This is a genomic window from Nostoc sp. S13 (assembly GCF_029379315.1).
Classification (GTDB): Bacteria; Cyanobacteriota; Cyanobacteriia; order Cyanobacteriales; family Nostocaceae; genus Nostoc.
In genome coordinates, this window is the sequence record NZ_JAQYWQ010000138.1 from 1 (window position 1) to 16,635 (window position 16,635).

Genomic DNA, 16,635 nt, shown 5'->3' on the forward strand with positions numbered 1-16,635 from the left:
ATACAAGGTCAGTACCAAGTCGAGCGTTTTACATTTAATTAGGTTGAGCTACTTAACAGCCAAATTATTAGTCAATACTCAGGACGCATTCTCGAAATCACGCAGACACCAGGACAGGTTGTTAGCGCTGGTACTCGTCTGGCAAGCATAGAGGCAGAGAATCCCAAAAGCAAGTTAGTTAGCGTTACCTATTTTCCCGTTGCTGATGGTAAGAAAATTCAAGCCGGAATGACAATTCAAATTACCCCCCAAACCGTGAAGCGGGAACGCTTTGGCGGCATTGTGGGTTCAGTCACCAATATCTCACGCTTTCCCATTACTAAAGAGGCCGCCGCGTCAGAAGTAGGCAATTCAGAAATCGTGTCAGCTTTGATATCTGAAAAACAAGAAGGTCTAATCCAAGTATTCTCTGACTTAAAACTAGATAGCAATACACCAAGCGGCTACAAGTGGTCTTCTTCCACAGGACCGCACTTGAAAATTTCTTCTGGAACTACCACCGTTGTGCGAGTCAAGGTAGAAGAACGCGCTCCCATCACCTTCATTTTGCCTATCTTGAGGTCTGTCAGTGGTATCTATTAAATCTACTTTAGTAACACCTTTTAATCCTTGGCAGTATTTACAAAAACTACTGCCACGCAGAAGCCTACGGGTAAAAACACCCACTCTCCTACAAATGGAAGCAGTGGAATGTGGTGCTGCGGCTTTAGGAATTATTCTAGGTTACTACGATCGCATTGTCCCTTTGCCACAACTGCGTATTGAATGCGGAGTTTCCCGCGATGGCAGCAAGGCATCTAATATGGTGAAAGTTGCGAGAAACTATGGACTAGAAGCAAAAGGTTTTAAAAAAGAACTAAAACAACTTCAAGAACTGCGCCCCCCTTATATTAGACTTATCCGGAAATGAGAACTTTATTTGGCTGAAACCTAGCTCTGGAGAGGGTTTTAGAGGTTCCTGTTTTATATAAGCTAAAAAGCCAGCTATGTAAGGGTTTCAGCTATTTTGAGGTTTATTTGTGGATAAGTCTATTGTCTTTTGGAACTTCAATCACTTCCTCGTAGTAGAAGGATGGAGTAAACAACGGGTTTATATCAATGACCCGGGCACAGGCCCCCGTCATGTGTCTTTACAGGAATTTGATGAGGGGTATACCGGAGTTGTGCTGGTGATGGAACCAGGCGCGGGGTTTACGAAAGGTGGTCACAAACCCAGCATGATTTTATCTCTGTGGTCACGGCTACAGGGTTCGGGTGAAGTTTTACTCTACTGCGTAATAGCGGGATTTTTCTTGACTATTGTCGGGTTAGTGATACCTGTGTTTAGCCAAGTGTTTGTAGATGACATTTTGGTGCAGGGACAGCAGTTATGGTTGCGTCCTTTGCTTGTGGGAATGGCGATCGCTGCTATACTCCAAGGATCATTAACTTTACTACGGTTACGCTACCTGCGTCGCCTGAAAATCAAATTAGCTGTGGGTATGTCCAGCCGCTTCCTGTGGCATATTCTCCGCTTACCTGTTAGCTTTTACGCCCAACGATTTGCTGGAGAAATCAGTAATCGTACTACTCTCAATGACCAAGTAGCTGATGTTCTGGCGGGACGGTTAGCAACTACAATCATCGACACATTGATGGTGTTTTTTTACGCCCTGGTCATGGTGCAATATGACTGGGTACTGACCTTAATTGTAGTTAGTTTTGCTACTGTAAATGTCTTAACTTTACAACTGATTTCTCGTCAACGCGTAGATGCTAATCAACGATTGATCCAAGAATATGGTAAAGCTGCTGGTGTATCTATTGCCGCGCTTCAAAGTATAGAAACACTCAAAGCATCAGGATTAGAGTCAGATTTCTTTTCCCGGTGGTCAGGTTATTACACTAAAGCTCTCAATTCCCAGCAGGAACTGGGAGTTACAAATCAGACATTCTCAGTATTACCCAAGCTATTATCTGCCCTTTCTTCTATGTTGTTGTTGGTTGTCGGTGGTTTACGGGTTATGGATGGGTATCTTAGTATCGGAATGCTCATTGCTTTTCAAGGTTTGATGCTCAACTTTCAGCAGCCTGTTAACAATCTGGTCAACTTCGGTACAACTCTTCAAGAACTGGAGGGTAATTTAATTCGCCTTGATGATGTGCTGGATAATCCGATTGGGGAAGGAAAAGGAGCAGAGGAGCATACTTCGACTTCCTTCGGCTACTTCGACTCCGGCTCCATCGAGCGAAGCCGAGATGCTCAGTACAAGTCCGCTCAGGACAAGCTCAGTAACCAGGGGAGCAGGGGAGCAGGGGAGGGAAAATCATCCTCCAGTTCTTATCTTCTTCCTAAGTTGCAGGGATATGTCGAGTTGCGGAATGTTACGTTTGGCTATAGCCGTTTAGAATTGCCCTTAATTGAGAATTTTAACCTGTCGATTAAACCAGGGCAGCGAGTAGCTTTGGTAGGAGCAAGCGGTTCTGGTAAATCTACCATTGCCAAACTTATAAGCGGACTTTATCAACCTTGGACGGGAGAGATTTGCTTTGATGGAAAATTTAGAGAGCAGATTCCGCAACAACTGCTCACCAACTCTGTTGCAATGGTAGAGCAGGAAATTTTGCTGTTTGGCGGTACGGTTAGAGATAATTTGACCCTCTGGGATACTACTGTACCAGATAAAAGTCTGATGCGGGCATGTATTGATGCGGCGATCGCTGATGTAATTCTCTCTATGTCCGGCGGGTTTGATGCCGAACTCATAGAAGGTGCTGCTAATTTAAGTGGTGGTCAGCGACAACGCTTAGAAATCGCTCGTGCTTTAGTAAATAATCCCTCTATCCTGATCATGGATGAAGCCACCAGCGCCTTAGATGCAGAAACAGAACAAATCATTGACCAAAATCTCCGCCGCCGAGGATGCACCTGCATCATTGTTGCTCATCGGTTAAGCACTATCCGCGACTGCGATCAAATCATCGTTCTAGAACGCGGAAAAGTTGTACAACAAGGCACTCACAAAGAATTATGGCAAGTAGATGGTGTATATTCGCGCTTGCTTGGCACTGAAGGGTAGAGAGGGGGAGAAGTAGATTACTATTTACTATTTAAAAATCTAAAATCTAAAATCCAAAATGCTAATACAGGGGCAAGTTTATATAGTTAATGGCAATGAACCGATTCTACTGGATGACCCTTCACGGGTATGGGTAATTCAGTCTGGCTCTATGGCTTTGTTTGCCGTTACAGTTAAAAGTGGTGTTATCGAAGGGACACGCCGTTATCTGTGCAGTATTAGCCAAGGAGAGGCACTTTTTGGAACTGCTAATTCTACTAATCAACATCGTCAGATTTTGGCAGTACCCACTGGGGAGACTGAATTACTACAAATACATCAGGAATGTTACCGAGAATTAGTAGCCAGTGGAGATGTCAGCACCATAGCCTGGGTAGAAAATTGGCTGTTACAACTCGGTGGTGTATTGTCCCACGTTACCACTCCAACAATCCATATAAAAGCTAAGGAAGAATCACGATTTTCTTTAAACAATGGTCAGACTTTCCAGCCAGAAGCAGGTGTCACCTGTTGGGTTCAACTTCAGGAAGGGACTGTCCGCTTTCTGGGGTTTGAGGAACTTATTTTAACTACAGTCAACGCAATTTTTCCCCTGACTGACAGAATGTGGTTAGAAGCAGTGGAGGGGGTACAACTTACAACTAAGACCACTAGCCAATTTCAAAATCCAGATACCCTTCTGGCTGGGTTATCTCAACTGCATACTCAACTCCTACAATGCCTTAACTTGTTAGATGAGCGGGAAGTACAGGCAGAGATGACACGATTGCGCGTGCGCCAACGCCTCAATCGTCAAGTTACAGCGCAGGCTATAGGCTCTTTAGCATCAACATTGAGTTCCCAAGATGGAGACTTTTTCCTAGAAGGCACTCCTTTGTTGGTTGCTGCTGGAGCCGTAGGGAGAGCTATGGGTGTAAAGATTCGTCCCCCGTCTCGCTTTGAAAACCTGAAGCATGTTAAGGAGCCATTAGAAGCAATTGTCCGGGCTTCACGTATCCGAATGCGGAGGGTACTATTGCGAGATAATTGGTGGGAGAAGAATTCTGGGCCAATAGTTGCCTATACCCAGCAAGATAATCGACCAGTAGCACTGCTACCAGTTTCTGCAACTCGTTATGAAATTTTTGACCCAGTTGAGCATACCCGCTTCCGGGTAGATGAGCAGATAGCTGCAACACTGGCTCCTGTTGCCTATATGTTTTATCGCTCTCTACCTGATAAGGTACTGCAAACTGTTGATATACTGCGATTCACACTTAAAGGACGTAGCCCGAATCTGGTAGTAATTTTATTGACGGGTATTGCTGTCACACTGCTAGGGATGATTACACCCTATGCCACTGCGATTATTGTAGACAACGCAATTCCTGATAGCGATCGCGGATTATTGCTACAAATAGGATTGGGGCTACTCGTTGCAGCCTTAGGGACAGGTCTATTTCAGCTAACTCAGGGCTTTGCTCTGCTGCGGATTGAAACAGCTGGGGATGCTTCCACTCAGGCTGGTGTCTGGGATCGACTGCTCTCCTTACCAGTATCCTTTTTCCGACAGTACACAACCGGAGATATTTTCTCCCGCGTCTCATCTGTGAGTACGATCAGCCGACGACTTAGTGGGAGAATCCTAATTAATCTTCTTACCAGTCTGTTCGCGCTGTTTTACTTAGGGCAGTTATTTTATTACAACTACAAATTAGCTTTGATTGCAGTTGCATTTGCCATAATTGCGATCGCTGTGACTACAGTCTCTGGTTTACTATTGCTATCTAAGGTGCGTCCGCTCTTGGAACTGCGGGGCAGTATTTTTGGGCAGACGGTGCAGCTAATTAATGGCATTTCCAAACTGCATATTGCTGGGGCCCAAGAACGTGCATTTGCAGCTTGGAGTAAAAATTATACTCAACAAATTAAGCTAGAACTTAGTACACAACGGGTTGAAGATGCTGTTGCACTTTTTAATACAGTAATGCCCATACTAACTTCGGGAGTCCTTTTCTGGTTTACTATTAAACTCCTAGAAAATCCTCAAACTTCAGGAGTTATTGAAATATCCCTTGGAACTTTCCTTGCTTTCAATGCAGCTTTTAATAACTTTACTAGGGGAACCACAGATTTGAGCAATACAGTTACTGAAATTCTGCAAGTTCTTCCCCAATGGCAACGCACCCAGCCTATTCTTTCGACTATACCAGAAGTGGATCTGTGCAAAGCCGATCCTGGCAGGCTGATCGGCAATATTACTTTAGAACATATTACATTCCGCTACCGCAGTGATGGGCCGCTAACGCTGGATGATGTGAGTATCTCTGCTGCTCCTGGGGAGTTTATTGCTCTGATAGGTAGTTCTGGCAGCGGAAAATCAACTATTCTCCGATTACTACTGGGATTTGAGACTCCAATTGCAGGTAGTATTTACTATGATGGTCAAGACTTGTCAGGATTAGATGTAGATGCAGTCCGCCGACAGTTGGGCGTTGTTTTACAAAATGGCCAGTTGAGTTCAGCTTCCATTTTCGAGAATATTGCAGGCGGCGCTCAGATTACCTTGGATGAAGCTTGGGAGGCGGCGCGGATGTCGGGATTCGCTAACGATATCACCACCATGCCAATGCAAATGCATACTGTCGTGAGTGAAGGAGGCGGTAATCTTTCTGGAGGACAACGACAACGGTTGTTAATTGCCCGCGCTCTGGCATTAAAACCCCGCATTTTGTTATTTGATGAGGCTACCAGTGCGCTCGATAACAGAACCCAGGCGATTGTCAGTGAAAGTTTAGAGAACTTACAAGTTACCAGAATTGCGATCGCTCACCGACTAAGCACCATCCGCAACGCTCACCGCATTTATGTACTCCAAGCTGGCCGGGTTGTACAACAGGGAACTTTTCAGGAGCTAGCTGCTGTTGAGGGGCTATTTGCCCAGTTAATGGCTCGGCAAATGGCGTAGTTCTCTGAAATTTGCCAAAGCCAAGTTAAGGCATAGTAAGTATAAAACGTTGAAGCCGCCAGACAGGCAACGATTAGCGCTCGAAATAGCTCTGAGGGAATATAGAAACCCCTGGCTCAAACTTTCGTTAGCCAGGGGTGGTTCATCATTAGATACTCAAGGATATTTATAATTACGTAGCTACCAACTCAGAATCGATTTCCGACGGCGCACTATCTTGGACTAGCGATCGCGTTTCACCGTTGCGCTGAAGAATACCGCCAACCATTGCCAACAAGGCATTTACCTTGCGGGTTCGCCACATATCTACGAGTTTTTGCACTTCAGTTGCAGACATCCGTCGCATCATCGCTTCGTAGAGATAAGCAGCATGTCCAGTTTCATCTTGGGCAATATTTAGCATTCCTAACTTTAAGTTCCGAGCAGTTGACTCGTGATCAGGTAATACTTTCGCCATTCGCGTAAAGTCTTTGCTAGCATCTAACTCCAGAATGTATGTGCTAGGCATAAATACATCCCAATCAATCACAGCCGGTTTAAGCTGTTCTTGAGGGTAGCCCTCATAGAATGCTGCGAAAAAGGGACTACGCTGTTGTGATTTTTTTGTCAATGTAGTTTGGGGTTGACGCTTAAAATCTATAACTTGTTTATCCAACTGTTGTAAGGCGTGGGCAAAAATTTTACCATGCCTAGTTTCATCTGATGCATGTTTTGCTAGTTTTTCGGCTAGCCATGTATCGCCTTCGGCAGCTGCGCGATCGCTAAGTGCAGATAAAAACGGCACAGAGCCAGATTCGGCCAACTGAAACCCCGCAAGGATGTTGGGGCGGGTTTTAGAATCACGAATTTGAGCAGCAGAGTAATAGGCAAAAGCACCTGAACCAGCTAAATGCAGAACGTGAGTCAAGAAGTTCATCAGAAATTGCCCCTGACAATTGCAAGGTTACAATTCTTATACTAGTCTGCATTTTCTATTCGGTTGCCACCAGAGGGTCTTACCATTTTTGATTTGGAATTGCCTGTGGCAGTATGTCAACAGTTACCAAAAATATCTTTGCATTTTGCTAGTATCATCCCACAGAAGTAATGCAGGTGAGTTTGGATGGAGAAATTAACTAAACCAGTGCGATTTTGGCTTTGTGCAACGATCATAATTTTAGGTTTGCTAGGCTGCGATCGCTTTGTCAGTACTTCTGGAGACGCGGTTGAGCGAGTGAGTGATGGCGATACTTTAGTAGTGAAAGATACCAACGGCAAAAATATTACCGTGCGCTTTGCTTGTGTCGATGCGCCAGAAATAGCTCATACTAACAAAGAAAAGCAGAGTAAACGCATTAGCGATCGCAATCAATTTACTTGGGGTGTGAAAGCACGAGAACGGGTGCAAGAACTGGTGCAACAAGGAGGCGATCGCGTGACTTTAAATATCACCGATAGCGATCGCTATGGACGCCAAATTGCCGAAGTCCGTTTAAAAAATGGCACTTTTGTACAACAGGTATTGTTGCAAGAAGGGTTGGCAAAAGTGTATCGTCCCTATTTAAATAAGTGTCCTAGTAAAAACTTAGTTCAACAAGCCGAAGCTGAGGCTAAGGAACAACGGCTTGGTATTTGGAGTGATGCTAAATTTATTAACCCTTGGGAATATCGCAGCCTATATAAGAAGTAAAAACTTGAAAATTCTACTCCTCTCCCCAAGTTTGCAGTTGCAAATACACTAGTACCAGCGTTACTGCTAGTAACACTGTCGCTGCTGCTGCTGCATAACCAAAATCAAACTGAGCAAAAGCCTCTTGGTAAATGTAGTAAACTAGCAAATTAGTCGAATTCAGTGGGCCACCGCCAGTCATCACATAAACTTGCTCAAAACTCCGCAATGTAAAAATCGCGGTAGTGATGATTGCAAATATCACAGTCGGACGCAATCCAGGCAGAGTAATATACCAAAATTGTTGCCAAGCATTTGCTCCATCCAAATCTGCTGCTTCATAACGACTGGGAGGAATTGCTTGCAACCCGGATAAAAAAACCACCATATTGAAACCTAATTGTTTCCAAATACTCATTACAATAAGTACTGGCATTGCCCAAAATGTGTCTCCTAGCCAGGATATGGGTGGAATGCCAAAAAAATCTAAAAGTCCGTTAACTGGCCCTGATGTTTGAAACAGCCAGCGAAATCCCAAACCGGCTGCCACAAGTGAGATAATGGAAGGGAGAAAATAGGCACTTCGCAGCATACCCCGCAAGGGAATGGAGCGGTTTAATAGCACTGCTAATCCCAAAGAAATAACTAAACTGGGAATGATTGTGGCAACAGTAAAATAAAAGGTGTTACCCAGAACTTGCCAGAAGTCGGGGTTGACTAGCAAGCGCCAATAGTTTTTTAAGCCTATCCAATAAGTACCTTTTAAAGTGAAACTACCAGCAGTGAAGCTAAGGTAAAACAAATAAGCGATCGGCCAAATGATAAAAACGCCCAGCAAAATTAGTGCTGGTGTGAGAAAAATCCAGGCAGCTACTGTATCATTATCCAACCACGACTTAGTATATATTTTTGGCATGTGTAATTAACCCTCTTAGCTTAATGCTTAATATTTATGTAAGTGTAGTACCAGTACTGCCGGATGATACACCAGAAATACTCCACGCCAGAATTAAAATTAAAGAACATCGGATTTTACCACAAGCGATCACTTGGGTAATACCAATTTTTTATGAAGCTGCAACTGCTTCCGCGTCACCTCATCTGGATAATGCTGACGCTGCGTCGCCTTCACAAACGCCTGCTCGTACTGCTGGAGTTTTTGATGATAGCTTTCAATCTGCGTTGTGATTTGCGCTTCAATTGGTGCAACATCTACATCCGTCAGTCCCAAACGCTGCTGCTGTTGGCGTAAGTCAGTCCGGGTTGCCTTGCTGAGAGGATATTCCTGCTGCGTCGCAGTAAAAAACAGCCGTTGGTAATCCTGGAGTTTTTGGTGATATGCCTCTACCTCAGCCGTAATCTGGGATTCAATCGCCGCAATATCTCCATTTGCAAGCTCTAATTGCTGCTGAGTTTGCCGTAAGAAGCGATCGCGGCTTGCTCTACTCAGGGGAAACTCCTGTTGCAGTGCCGTTGTAAACGCCTGCTCATAAGTTTGCAGGTTTTGCTGATGCGTCTTAAACTGTGCTGTCACTAGTGCCTCAATCGGCATCGTGTCCTCATTCCGCAGCCCCAAAATTTCCTGGAGATTTTGCAGATCGTGGCGATCGCTATCGGCAATCGTCTCGTCTCGCTCCAGTAGTTCGGTAAACACCTGTTGATACTGCTGGAGTTTTTCGTGGAACTGGTCGCGGTACGGTTCCAACACCTGATCTTCAATCGCCTTCGCCTCAGTTGTCTCCAATCCTAAGCGAGTCTTCTGATAATCCAATGTGCGACGACCAACAAGAGAAATTTCGCCTCGATGAATAAATCGCGCTACCTCTTTATGGTATCGCTGTCTGGGATCACCTGGAGCCACCTTTGTCAGTCGAATTTTAAAGCCTTCTCGGATTGCATAGATTTCCGGCTTCATCGCCGGTTGAAGTTTTTGCACCTTCTGACTGGCGTATTCATGGAGTTCATCGACGGAGATAAACTCATCCTGATCGCGATCGGCTTCTCCCGACTTGATACCTTCAATCAAAAAACGAGTGTAAATCGATAAATCTTGCCCTTCCTCCTCAAAGGAATATTGAGTCGAAGTAGAAGAAGTCAATACAGCTCGTCCTTCACCGCCCAACTGCTGCCGGATGTCAATTGTGCCATCATCTTTGGCAGACATCCCCTCAGCAAACGCGCCACTAAAACAGCTATCTAGGATCACCACCTGCCGCCGGGAGCGACTTTCGATCATGCGATCGTGAATAAAATTGGCAGACACCGACGTTGAGCGAATCAATTCACCCTGCGGCGTCTTACTGGTGTTGCGAGTCGCCAGATACAGCCTACCGCGATCGTCTTTGATGCCATGCCCTGAAAAGTAGAGTAGCAGCAAATCATCCTTGTGCCGATTGGAAAACAGCATTTCGATCGCCATTTCCACAGCTTGTCGTTCAGGATTTTCTAGCCGCAGAATATCTGACGCAGCAAACTCGCCTATCTCTGGATGCAGCAGCACCTCGTACACGGCTTCCACATCTCTAACTGCACTGGGCAACGGATTCAGCCCTGGCTCATACACACTGACCCCAATCAGCAACGCTAACTTCGCCATTAAACTTACCTATGCTGCGATCAAATCCTCTGCGGCTTTAATCTCTGTGTTGTTCCCTTCATACCAAGTATTAAAATATCACATATATCAATTGGACTAGTTATGTGCAAAATTTAATCAAGCGTAGGCGTAGCCAGTCGTAGACATCGCACGCAACAAGGATGAAATTCTACCTATTTATGTGAGAAAAATCCAAGCAGCTACTGTATTATTATCCAACCACGATTTAGTATATTTTTTTGGCATCTATAATTTTCCCTCTTAGCTGTTATGACCCTGTGCCCTGATTCTACCCTTAGCTTAGTTTCTCCCAACATTAGCGATGATTGCCAACAATTCGCCCCTTTAAAACTGGGAATTATGGCTTCTGGGAATGGCAGCAATTTTGATGTAGTTGCTCAAGCTATCCAAGATGGGCAGCTAAATGCTCAAATTCAAGTTTTAATTTACAATAACCCCTCAGCGAAAGCAGCCGTAAGAGCAGCGAATAGAAGTGTAGAAGCTGTTTTATTGAATCACCGCAACTATCAAAATCGAGAAGAGTTTGATCAGAAAATTGTGCAGACATTGCGGCACTACGATGTGGAATGGGTGATTTTGGCAGGTTGGATGCGACTGGTAACGTCAGTATTAATTGATGCTTTTTCTGAGAGGATTATTAATATCCATCCTAGTTTGTTACCTAGTTTCAAGGGAATCCATGCCGTAGAACAAGCCTTGGCATCTGGGGTAAAAATCACTGGTTGTACAGCGCATATAACTTGTTTAGAAATGGACAGTGGGCCAATATTGATGCAAGCCGCAGTACCAGTACTGCCGGATGATACAGCAGAAACACTCCACGCCAGGATTCAAATTCAGGAACATCGGATTTTGCCACTAGCGATCGCTCTGGCAGCTTCTTCGTCAAAAGGTACACTAAACCTAGTGTAAAAATACATAAAGCAGTTCTCGTACCCTGCTACGGTGTACACACAAGTCTGAAATAGCTGATTAACCAAGGTTTTACTCCACCCTAGCCCAATATGGTTCAGTTAAGGCTATGCAGTGCTTAAAACAACAAACACAGGAGGATTGGTTATTATTCCAGTGCCTCTGTGTTTAACTTTTTTAGAGCGAAATGAGGAGGAACTGTAGGGAAAATATTTTGCTTCTATCCAGATTCTAAAACATTACTATGCTGATATCGCAATCCCAAATCATTTGTCACAAACAAGATCCTCGACTTACCGACGTTTACCGGGAGCATTTAATCTAGGGGAAAAACTCAGTCAGTGCGCTCGCCTTTCCCAGATACGGCAATAATCGACCATCCCAAAACGTTCTGCCTGTCTTGCTCTTTACTTAAACCCCCAAAGTGAGTTAAACCTTTTGTTATCTCCTCAAACTCGGCGACGGTAATGTCGTGATAACGCCCGATCACGATCATTTGTTAACCCGCTACAGTTAAAAGGGTTATGCCAAATAAAAACGAGGCATTGCATAACTTATGTAAACAATCGCTAACCTATCCCTGGCCACCAATTACAGCGATAGCCCTACACACCGTCACAGCGATCGCGCTGACCAAAGCTACCTCGCCACGTTACCAGACCTCGCTAATTTATGAGCTTGCCACCACGCCCAACTCACCAACTGAATTAATAATTTTAAATGTATTAAATAATGTATAGTACAGCAATTAACAGCACTTAGTAGAGTATTAATAAGTTTAAAAGCATTGCTTACACTGCTTTAACAATTGCAAACTACTGCAATTGTTAATCGCTTCTCAAAAATTAAGGAGCATAGATATGAGTAACATATTGTCTGATTTATCTAATCTTAAAGAACTTGAATTGCAAGAACTGTCTGAGGAAGAATCTCAACTTGTAGTTGGAGGTAATTTATTTGGAAGTATTGTTGGCGCTGTTGCTGGTAGTTATATCGGCTCTAAAGCAGGACTAGCTGGTATTATTGCAGGAGGATTAGTTGGAGGTGCAGTAGGGTCTGTAGCGGAAGACTTCATTAACGATCTATCCCGCCGGAAGCAAGTCCTAATCCCACTAACAACTTCATCAACTGATGGGGAGACAACAACAACGACAACGTCAATACTCTCAACATAGATACAACCAATGGCAGGGCAAGCCTTTCAGGCGATTGTTTCCTTGGCGACCCTCTAAAAAAGGGGTCGCCGCAGGCGGGGGGATCTTATCCGAAGCGTATTGCATCCTCTCTCATAAAGCTATTCACCAGAGTTAGTTTCAGCCGCTTGATACGCTTGTAGGAGCCTAGCATGATCGAGAGTAAATCCTACTTGCATTGCTATCTGGGTAAATAAATCAATCTCAGGCTGTTGCCAATCACGGGGTTCAGAACACTGATGTGCAATTAACAAGCCAAATAGCTGCTCATCTTTGATAATGGGTGCTACTAAATTTGCTTTCACACCAAAGGATTCGAGCAGTTTAATGTGACAATCAGCCAAACCGGCTTCATAAATGTTGTTTGTTGCAACAACGCGACCAGACTGGTACTTTTCTACATAGCCTTGAGTGAAGCAGGGGTCATGGATTTTAGACCGCAAAACTTTGGGATAACCTGAAACCACCGATTCGGCAATTATAATTCCGAACCAATTAGCGTAAAAGCTATAAACCAGCACTCGGTCAGTACTTAGTGCTTTGCGAACTTCTTCCACAGTGGTTTTAATGATATCCTCTTCGTTGAGCGATTGGCGAATCTTGCGGATAATATCCACTAGTAACTGACTTCGCATACTTTCTGCTTCGATTCGTTGCAGCAGCCTGGCATGGTCGAGAGCAAATCCCACTTGGATAGCTATTTGGGCAAATAAATCAATCTCAGATTGTTGCCAATCACGAGGTTTGGAGCATTGATGTGCAATTAACAAGCCAAATAACTGTTCATCTTTAATAATAGGGGCTACTAAATTTGCTTTCACAGCAAAGGATTCGAGTAAGCTAATGTGACAATCAGCCAAACCGACTTCATAAATGTTGTTTATGGCTAGAACGCGACCAGACTTATACTGTTCTACATAGCCTTGACCAAAACATGGGTCTCGGATTTCAGATTGCAAAACTTTTGGGTAGGTGAGAACAACTGATTCGGCAATCACAATTCCAGACCAATCGGCGTTAAAGCTATAAACCATCACTCGGTCAGTACTCAGTACTTTCCGAACCTCTTCTACGGTGATTTTGAGGACATCCTCTTCGTTGAGCGATTGGCGAATGCTGCCGATAGTATCCGCCAGCAATCGACTTTGCACACCTTCAGCATCGATTCGTTGCAGCAGCCTGGCATGATCGAGAGCAAATCCCACTTGCATCGCTATCTGGGCAAATAAATCAATCTCAGGCTGTTGCCAATCACGGGGTCTGGAGCATTGATGTGCAATTAATAAGCCAAACAGCTGTTGATCTTTGAGAATGGGGGCAACCAAATTTGCTTTCACAGCAAATGATTCCAGCAGGCTAATGTGACAATCAGCCAAACCGGCTTCATAAATGTTGTTTGTGGCTAGAACGCGACCAGACTGATACTTTTCTATATAGCCCTGAGTGAAACATGGGTCTTGAATTTCGGCTCGCAAAACTTTTGGATAACCTGGAACCACTGATTCGGCAATCACAGTTCCAACCCAATTAGCGTTAAAGCTATAAACCAGCACTCTGTCAGTACTCAGTACTTTGCGAACCTCTTCCACAGTCGTTTTCAGGACATCCTCTTCGTTGAGTGATTGGCGAATGTTGCGGGTAGTTTCTATGAATACCTGAGCTCGATCTGCCTTTGAATCTACCTGTTTTAAAAGCCTAGCGTAGTCAAGAGCAAATCCTACTTGCATGGCTATGTGAGCGAACAAATTAATTTCAGACTGCTGCCAATAGCGAAGTCTAGAACACTGATGTGCAATCAATAAACCGAATAGCTGCTTACCTTTAATAATGGGTGCCACTAAATTAGATTTGACAGCAAATTGCTCTAGCAGCTCAATATCACCATCACTGAGATTGGCTTGATAGATATCATCAATAGCACGGATACAACCATTCTGATATTTTTCTATATATCCTGCCTCAAACCCAGTATTAGAGACTATAACCCCTAACATTTTCGGTAAACCAGGTGCTACTGATTCAGCGATAAAGGTTCCATTACAGTTGGAGTTGAAACAAAAGATGGTTACACGATCAATGCTTAAAGCTTTACGAATTTCTTCTGAGGTGGTTTTGAGAACATCTTCTTCATTGAATGATTCTCGAACCCAGCGGGTAATTTTTATCGATAGCTGGGAGTAATCAGCTTCGGCTTCTTTTTGTTGTAGCAAACCCGAAAGCATCTCTGTGAATAAGTTTATGTTACTCTCTAACATCACTAATTCATCTTGGCTAGCGATCAAAGATTGAGTAAACTCACTATCTGGACGTAGCTTATTTTTTATAAGATTAGAAGTTGCCGCAGCCTTGCTGACTCGACTAATAGCTCGATTAGCCACAAAAATAGCGATCGCACCTGTAAAAATTGCTGTTACCCCCATTCCAGTTAACAAGAGTGACAGTTGTCTTTGTAGAGCTTCAGTTTCTGTTGAACTTTTTACACTTTCTTGTCTGACTTGCGGAATTTGTTTGGTAATTAAATTAATACCGTAGTAGTAAGTAGCTGTTCCAATTGCAACCACAGGAAGGACACTGATGCTGAGTGCCCAAACTATAGCTTTAGTCTTTAAATTCCATTTTTGTTGCCACAGCCTTTGTTGAGGATTTTGTCTTGCTTGGTTTTGAGAAAAAGACTGACTCATAAATGAAACCTGGATTAGTGCAATTGAGAATCAAGTAAATAACCTCACCAAAAAATTTTATACACAATTTACTGAACAATACCTGGCTTTCAGGAGTCTTTTTTTTGAGGCACTAACCTGCTAGGTCATCTCCCATAATGTTTTTGTTCTCTTTGACCTCAAAAAAATCGGGTCTGATTAACGGGCTTGTTAATAATCAAACTGTGCCAATTTCAAATTTTAGATTAAAATAGGACTTACACGCTGTACAAATTAGCCATAATATGTACTATAGAAAATGAACGTTTCCGGCGCTGAACACACCCCTGATTTGATCACATCTGGACTGTGTTGGGTGTTAAATATGGCTCAAAAGCCCAAATTTAGTATAGTACATATGTATGATGCGTAAGTCCTATAAAAATTATTTCGGTTTATGCCCCGCTCCTGACTTCGTATCGTTTCTTTACGAGACGCGCAAGGGACGCTCTCGGCAATCTAAAATCCAAAATTTATTGACTGCCGTATCTAGCGATATCTAGCGGTTCCCGTGAGTACGAGAGTCTGATATGACTGTAATTGTCCAAACAGGGGAGTATGGATAAATCCTGATGTTTTTTGAGTAGTTAAAATGGCTTCCGTTTGAACAGGAGTTTCTGCTTTACCGATAGGTAGGTTGATAATTGGTAAGAGTAAGCTGAGTCTGACTACATTTCCTCCCAGATTGGGGTTTGGTGGTTTGCTAATAATTACCGTCAGTAGGGTACCGATATCAGTAGCTAATGTCTGAATTTCATCACCACTGAAATGAGCGGAACTGTTTTGAGTTTTGTAATCAAGCTGTGGAACTCCATTGAGAATTGAATACTTGATATAAGTACCTTTGCCCTGAAGTTCAAACTCATTTGGCTGTTGCACAACAATTGCTTGTGCTGGCTTTGTGGATTTGGGAATCAAAAAAGATAATAGTGATGTTGTGGTTAAGCCAGTCACAAAGGTGAGAGCAGTTTTGAGAATTTGACGGCGGGGTGAACTCTGAGATACATCTTTCAGGTTAGGGTTCATAATTGCAAAATACCAGAAAGTAAAATTGTTATCTTTTCAATCATCCCAAAAAATTATCCGATTGTGGTGACAAACTGTAAAATCTAGATTCCGGTTTTTCACACTACATCAAAAAATAACCTTTCAAGAATGCGCGAAATATATTCTGGGTAAGGATTACGATCAGTGCGTCCCCGATAGCGAGTCTTCTCTGCGATAGGCTACGCGTTCGAGGATCATATTCCGTCGCAGACATCGCGGGACTTGTGAGAAATGGGGGATAAGTGCTAATCTCAACCTTTTGTAAATATATATTTATTTTCATAGAAAAAGAAATAGAAGTGAGAGAAATACTGGATAATTCTGCGAGTAAATCTAAGTAAAAAGCAGACAAAGATTTAATTAAATAACGCGATGTGCAACTTTCCCTACATGAAAATCCCACCCTATGCAAAAGCTACGAGATTGTGATTATTATCTCTTGCAGGGGTGCGACAAATATTAGACATCTCCGAAAAAGAATGTAGAGACGCGAAATTTCGCGTCTCTACAAGG

Annotated in this window: 12 protein-coding genes and 3 pseudogenes; 9 read left to right on the forward strand and 6 right to left on the reverse strand. The window is 43.5% G+C overall.

Annotation, left to right across the window (positions count from 1 at the left end):
- Positions 1–54: 54 nt before the first annotated feature.
- From PUQ00_RS28465 to PUQ00_RS28480, 4 genes and pseudogenes are all read left to right on the forward strand, one after another.
- Positions 55–582: pseudogene (locus PUQ00_RS28465) on the forward strand (NHLP bacteriocin system secretion protein); the annotation flags it as partial.
- Positions 569–892, forward strand: a pseudogene (locus PUQ00_RS28470) (cysteine peptidase family C39 domain-containing protein); the annotation flags it as partial. The pseudogenes PUQ00_RS28465 and PUQ00_RS28470, both read left to right, overlap by 14 nt.
- A 127-nt stretch (positions 893–1,019) precedes the next feature.
- On the forward strand, positions 1,020–3,059 hold the full coding sequence (locus PUQ00_RS28475) for an NHLP family bacteriocin export ABC transporter peptidase/permease/ATPase subunit (RefSeq protein WP_300422866.1): 2,040 nt from the start codon (positions 1,020–1,022) through the stop codon (positions 3,057–3,059).
- Between the two features lie 58 nt (positions 3,060–3,117).
- Positions 3,118–6,006, forward strand: a complete 2,889-nt coding sequence (locus tag PUQ00_RS28480; protein WP_300422867.1) for an NHLP bacteriocin export ABC transporter permease/ATPase subunit — start codon at positions 3,118–3,120, stop codon at positions 6,004–6,006.
- Positions 6,007–6,178: 172 nt separating this feature from the next.
- Here PUQ00_RS28480 and PUQ00_RS28485 read toward each other — a convergent pair whose 3' ends face one another.
- The gene (locus PUQ00_RS28485; RefSeq protein WP_300422868.1) at positions 6,179–6,922 is read right to left on the reverse strand and encodes a ferritin-like domain-containing protein; all 744 of its coding nucleotides are present in this window, start codon (positions 6,920–6,922) and stop codon (positions 6,179–6,181) included.
- 186 nt (positions 6,923–7,108) lie between these two features.
- On the opposite strand from PUQ00_RS28485, the gene PUQ00_RS28490 reads away from it, so the two are divergent.
- On the forward strand, positions 7,109–7,675 hold the full coding sequence (locus tag PUQ00_RS28490; RefSeq protein ID WP_300422870.1) for a thermonuclease family protein: 567 nt from the start codon (positions 7,109–7,111) through the stop codon (positions 7,673–7,675).
- A gap of 13 nt (positions 7,676–7,688) precedes the next feature.
- Here the strand turns inward: PUQ00_RS28490 and PUQ00_RS28495 are convergent, their stop codons facing one another.
- Positions 7,689–8,570: a sugar ABC transporter permease gene (locus tag PUQ00_RS28495; RefSeq protein ID WP_300422871.1), complete on the reverse strand. Its 882-nt coding sequence runs from the start codon at positions 8,568–8,570 to the stop codon at positions 7,689–7,691.
- 41 nt (positions 8,571–8,611) lie between these two features.
- Here PUQ00_RS28495 and PUQ00_RS28500 point away from each other — a divergent pair.
- A pseudogene (locus PUQ00_RS28500) lies at positions 8,612–8,701 on the forward strand (phosphoribosylglycinamide formyltransferase); the annotation flags it as partial.
- On the opposite strand, the gene PUQ00_RS28505 reads toward PUQ00_RS28500, so the two are convergent.
- Positions 8,700–10,250, reverse strand: a complete 1,551-nt coding sequence (locus PUQ00_RS28505) for a caspase family protein (protein ID WP_300422872.1) — start codon at positions 10,248–10,250, stop codon at positions 8,700–8,702. The pseudogene PUQ00_RS28500 and the gene PUQ00_RS28505 overlap by 2 nt on opposite strands.
- Positions 10,251–10,520: 270 nt before the next feature.
- Between PUQ00_RS28505 and purN the strand changes: the two genes are divergently transcribed.
- Positions 10,521–11,183: a phosphoribosylglycinamide formyltransferase gene (purN, locus tag PUQ00_RS28510; protein ID WP_300422874.1), complete on the forward strand. Its 663-nt coding sequence runs from the start codon at positions 10,521–10,523 to the stop codon at positions 11,181–11,183.
- 334 nt (positions 11,184–11,517) lie between these two features.
- On the opposite strand, the gene PUQ00_RS28515 is transcribed toward purN, so the two are convergent.
- Complete coding sequence (locus PUQ00_RS28515; protein ID WP_300422876.1) at positions 11,518–11,679, reverse strand: hypothetical protein; 162 nt, start codon at positions 11,677–11,679, stop codon at positions 11,518–11,520.
- A gap of 28 nt (positions 11,680–11,707) precedes the next feature.
- Here PUQ00_RS28515 and PUQ00_RS28520 point away from each other — a divergent pair, with 28 nt between their 5' ends.
- Together PUQ00_RS28520 and PUQ00_RS28525 are read left to right on the forward strand one after the other, a co-directional pair.
- A complete protein-coding gene (locus tag PUQ00_RS28520) occupies positions 11,708–11,923 on the forward strand; it encodes a hypothetical protein (protein ID WP_300422877.1) in 216 nt (71 codons plus the stop codon).
- Positions 11,924–12,043: 120 nt separating this feature from the next.
- Entirely contained in the window at positions 12,044–12,358 is a 315-nt protein-coding gene (locus tag PUQ00_RS28525; protein WP_300422878.1) for a hypothetical protein, read from the forward strand.
- 119 nt (positions 12,359–12,477) lie between these two features.
- Here PUQ00_RS28525 and PUQ00_RS28530 read toward each other — a convergent pair whose 3' ends face one another.
- Together PUQ00_RS28530 and PUQ00_RS28535 are read right to left on the reverse strand one after the other, a co-directional pair.
- Positions 12,478–15,057, reverse strand: coding sequence for a GAF domain-containing protein (locus PUQ00_RS28530; protein ID WP_300422880.1), 2,580 nt, complete (start codon positions 15,055–15,057; stop codon positions 12,478–12,480).
- A 507-nt stretch (positions 15,058–15,564) separates the two neighbouring features.
- Positions 15,565–16,101, reverse strand: coding sequence for a hypothetical protein (locus PUQ00_RS28535; protein WP_300422882.1), 537 nt, complete (start codon positions 16,099–16,101; stop codon positions 15,565–15,567).
- Positions 16,102–16,635: the final 534 nt, after the last annotated feature.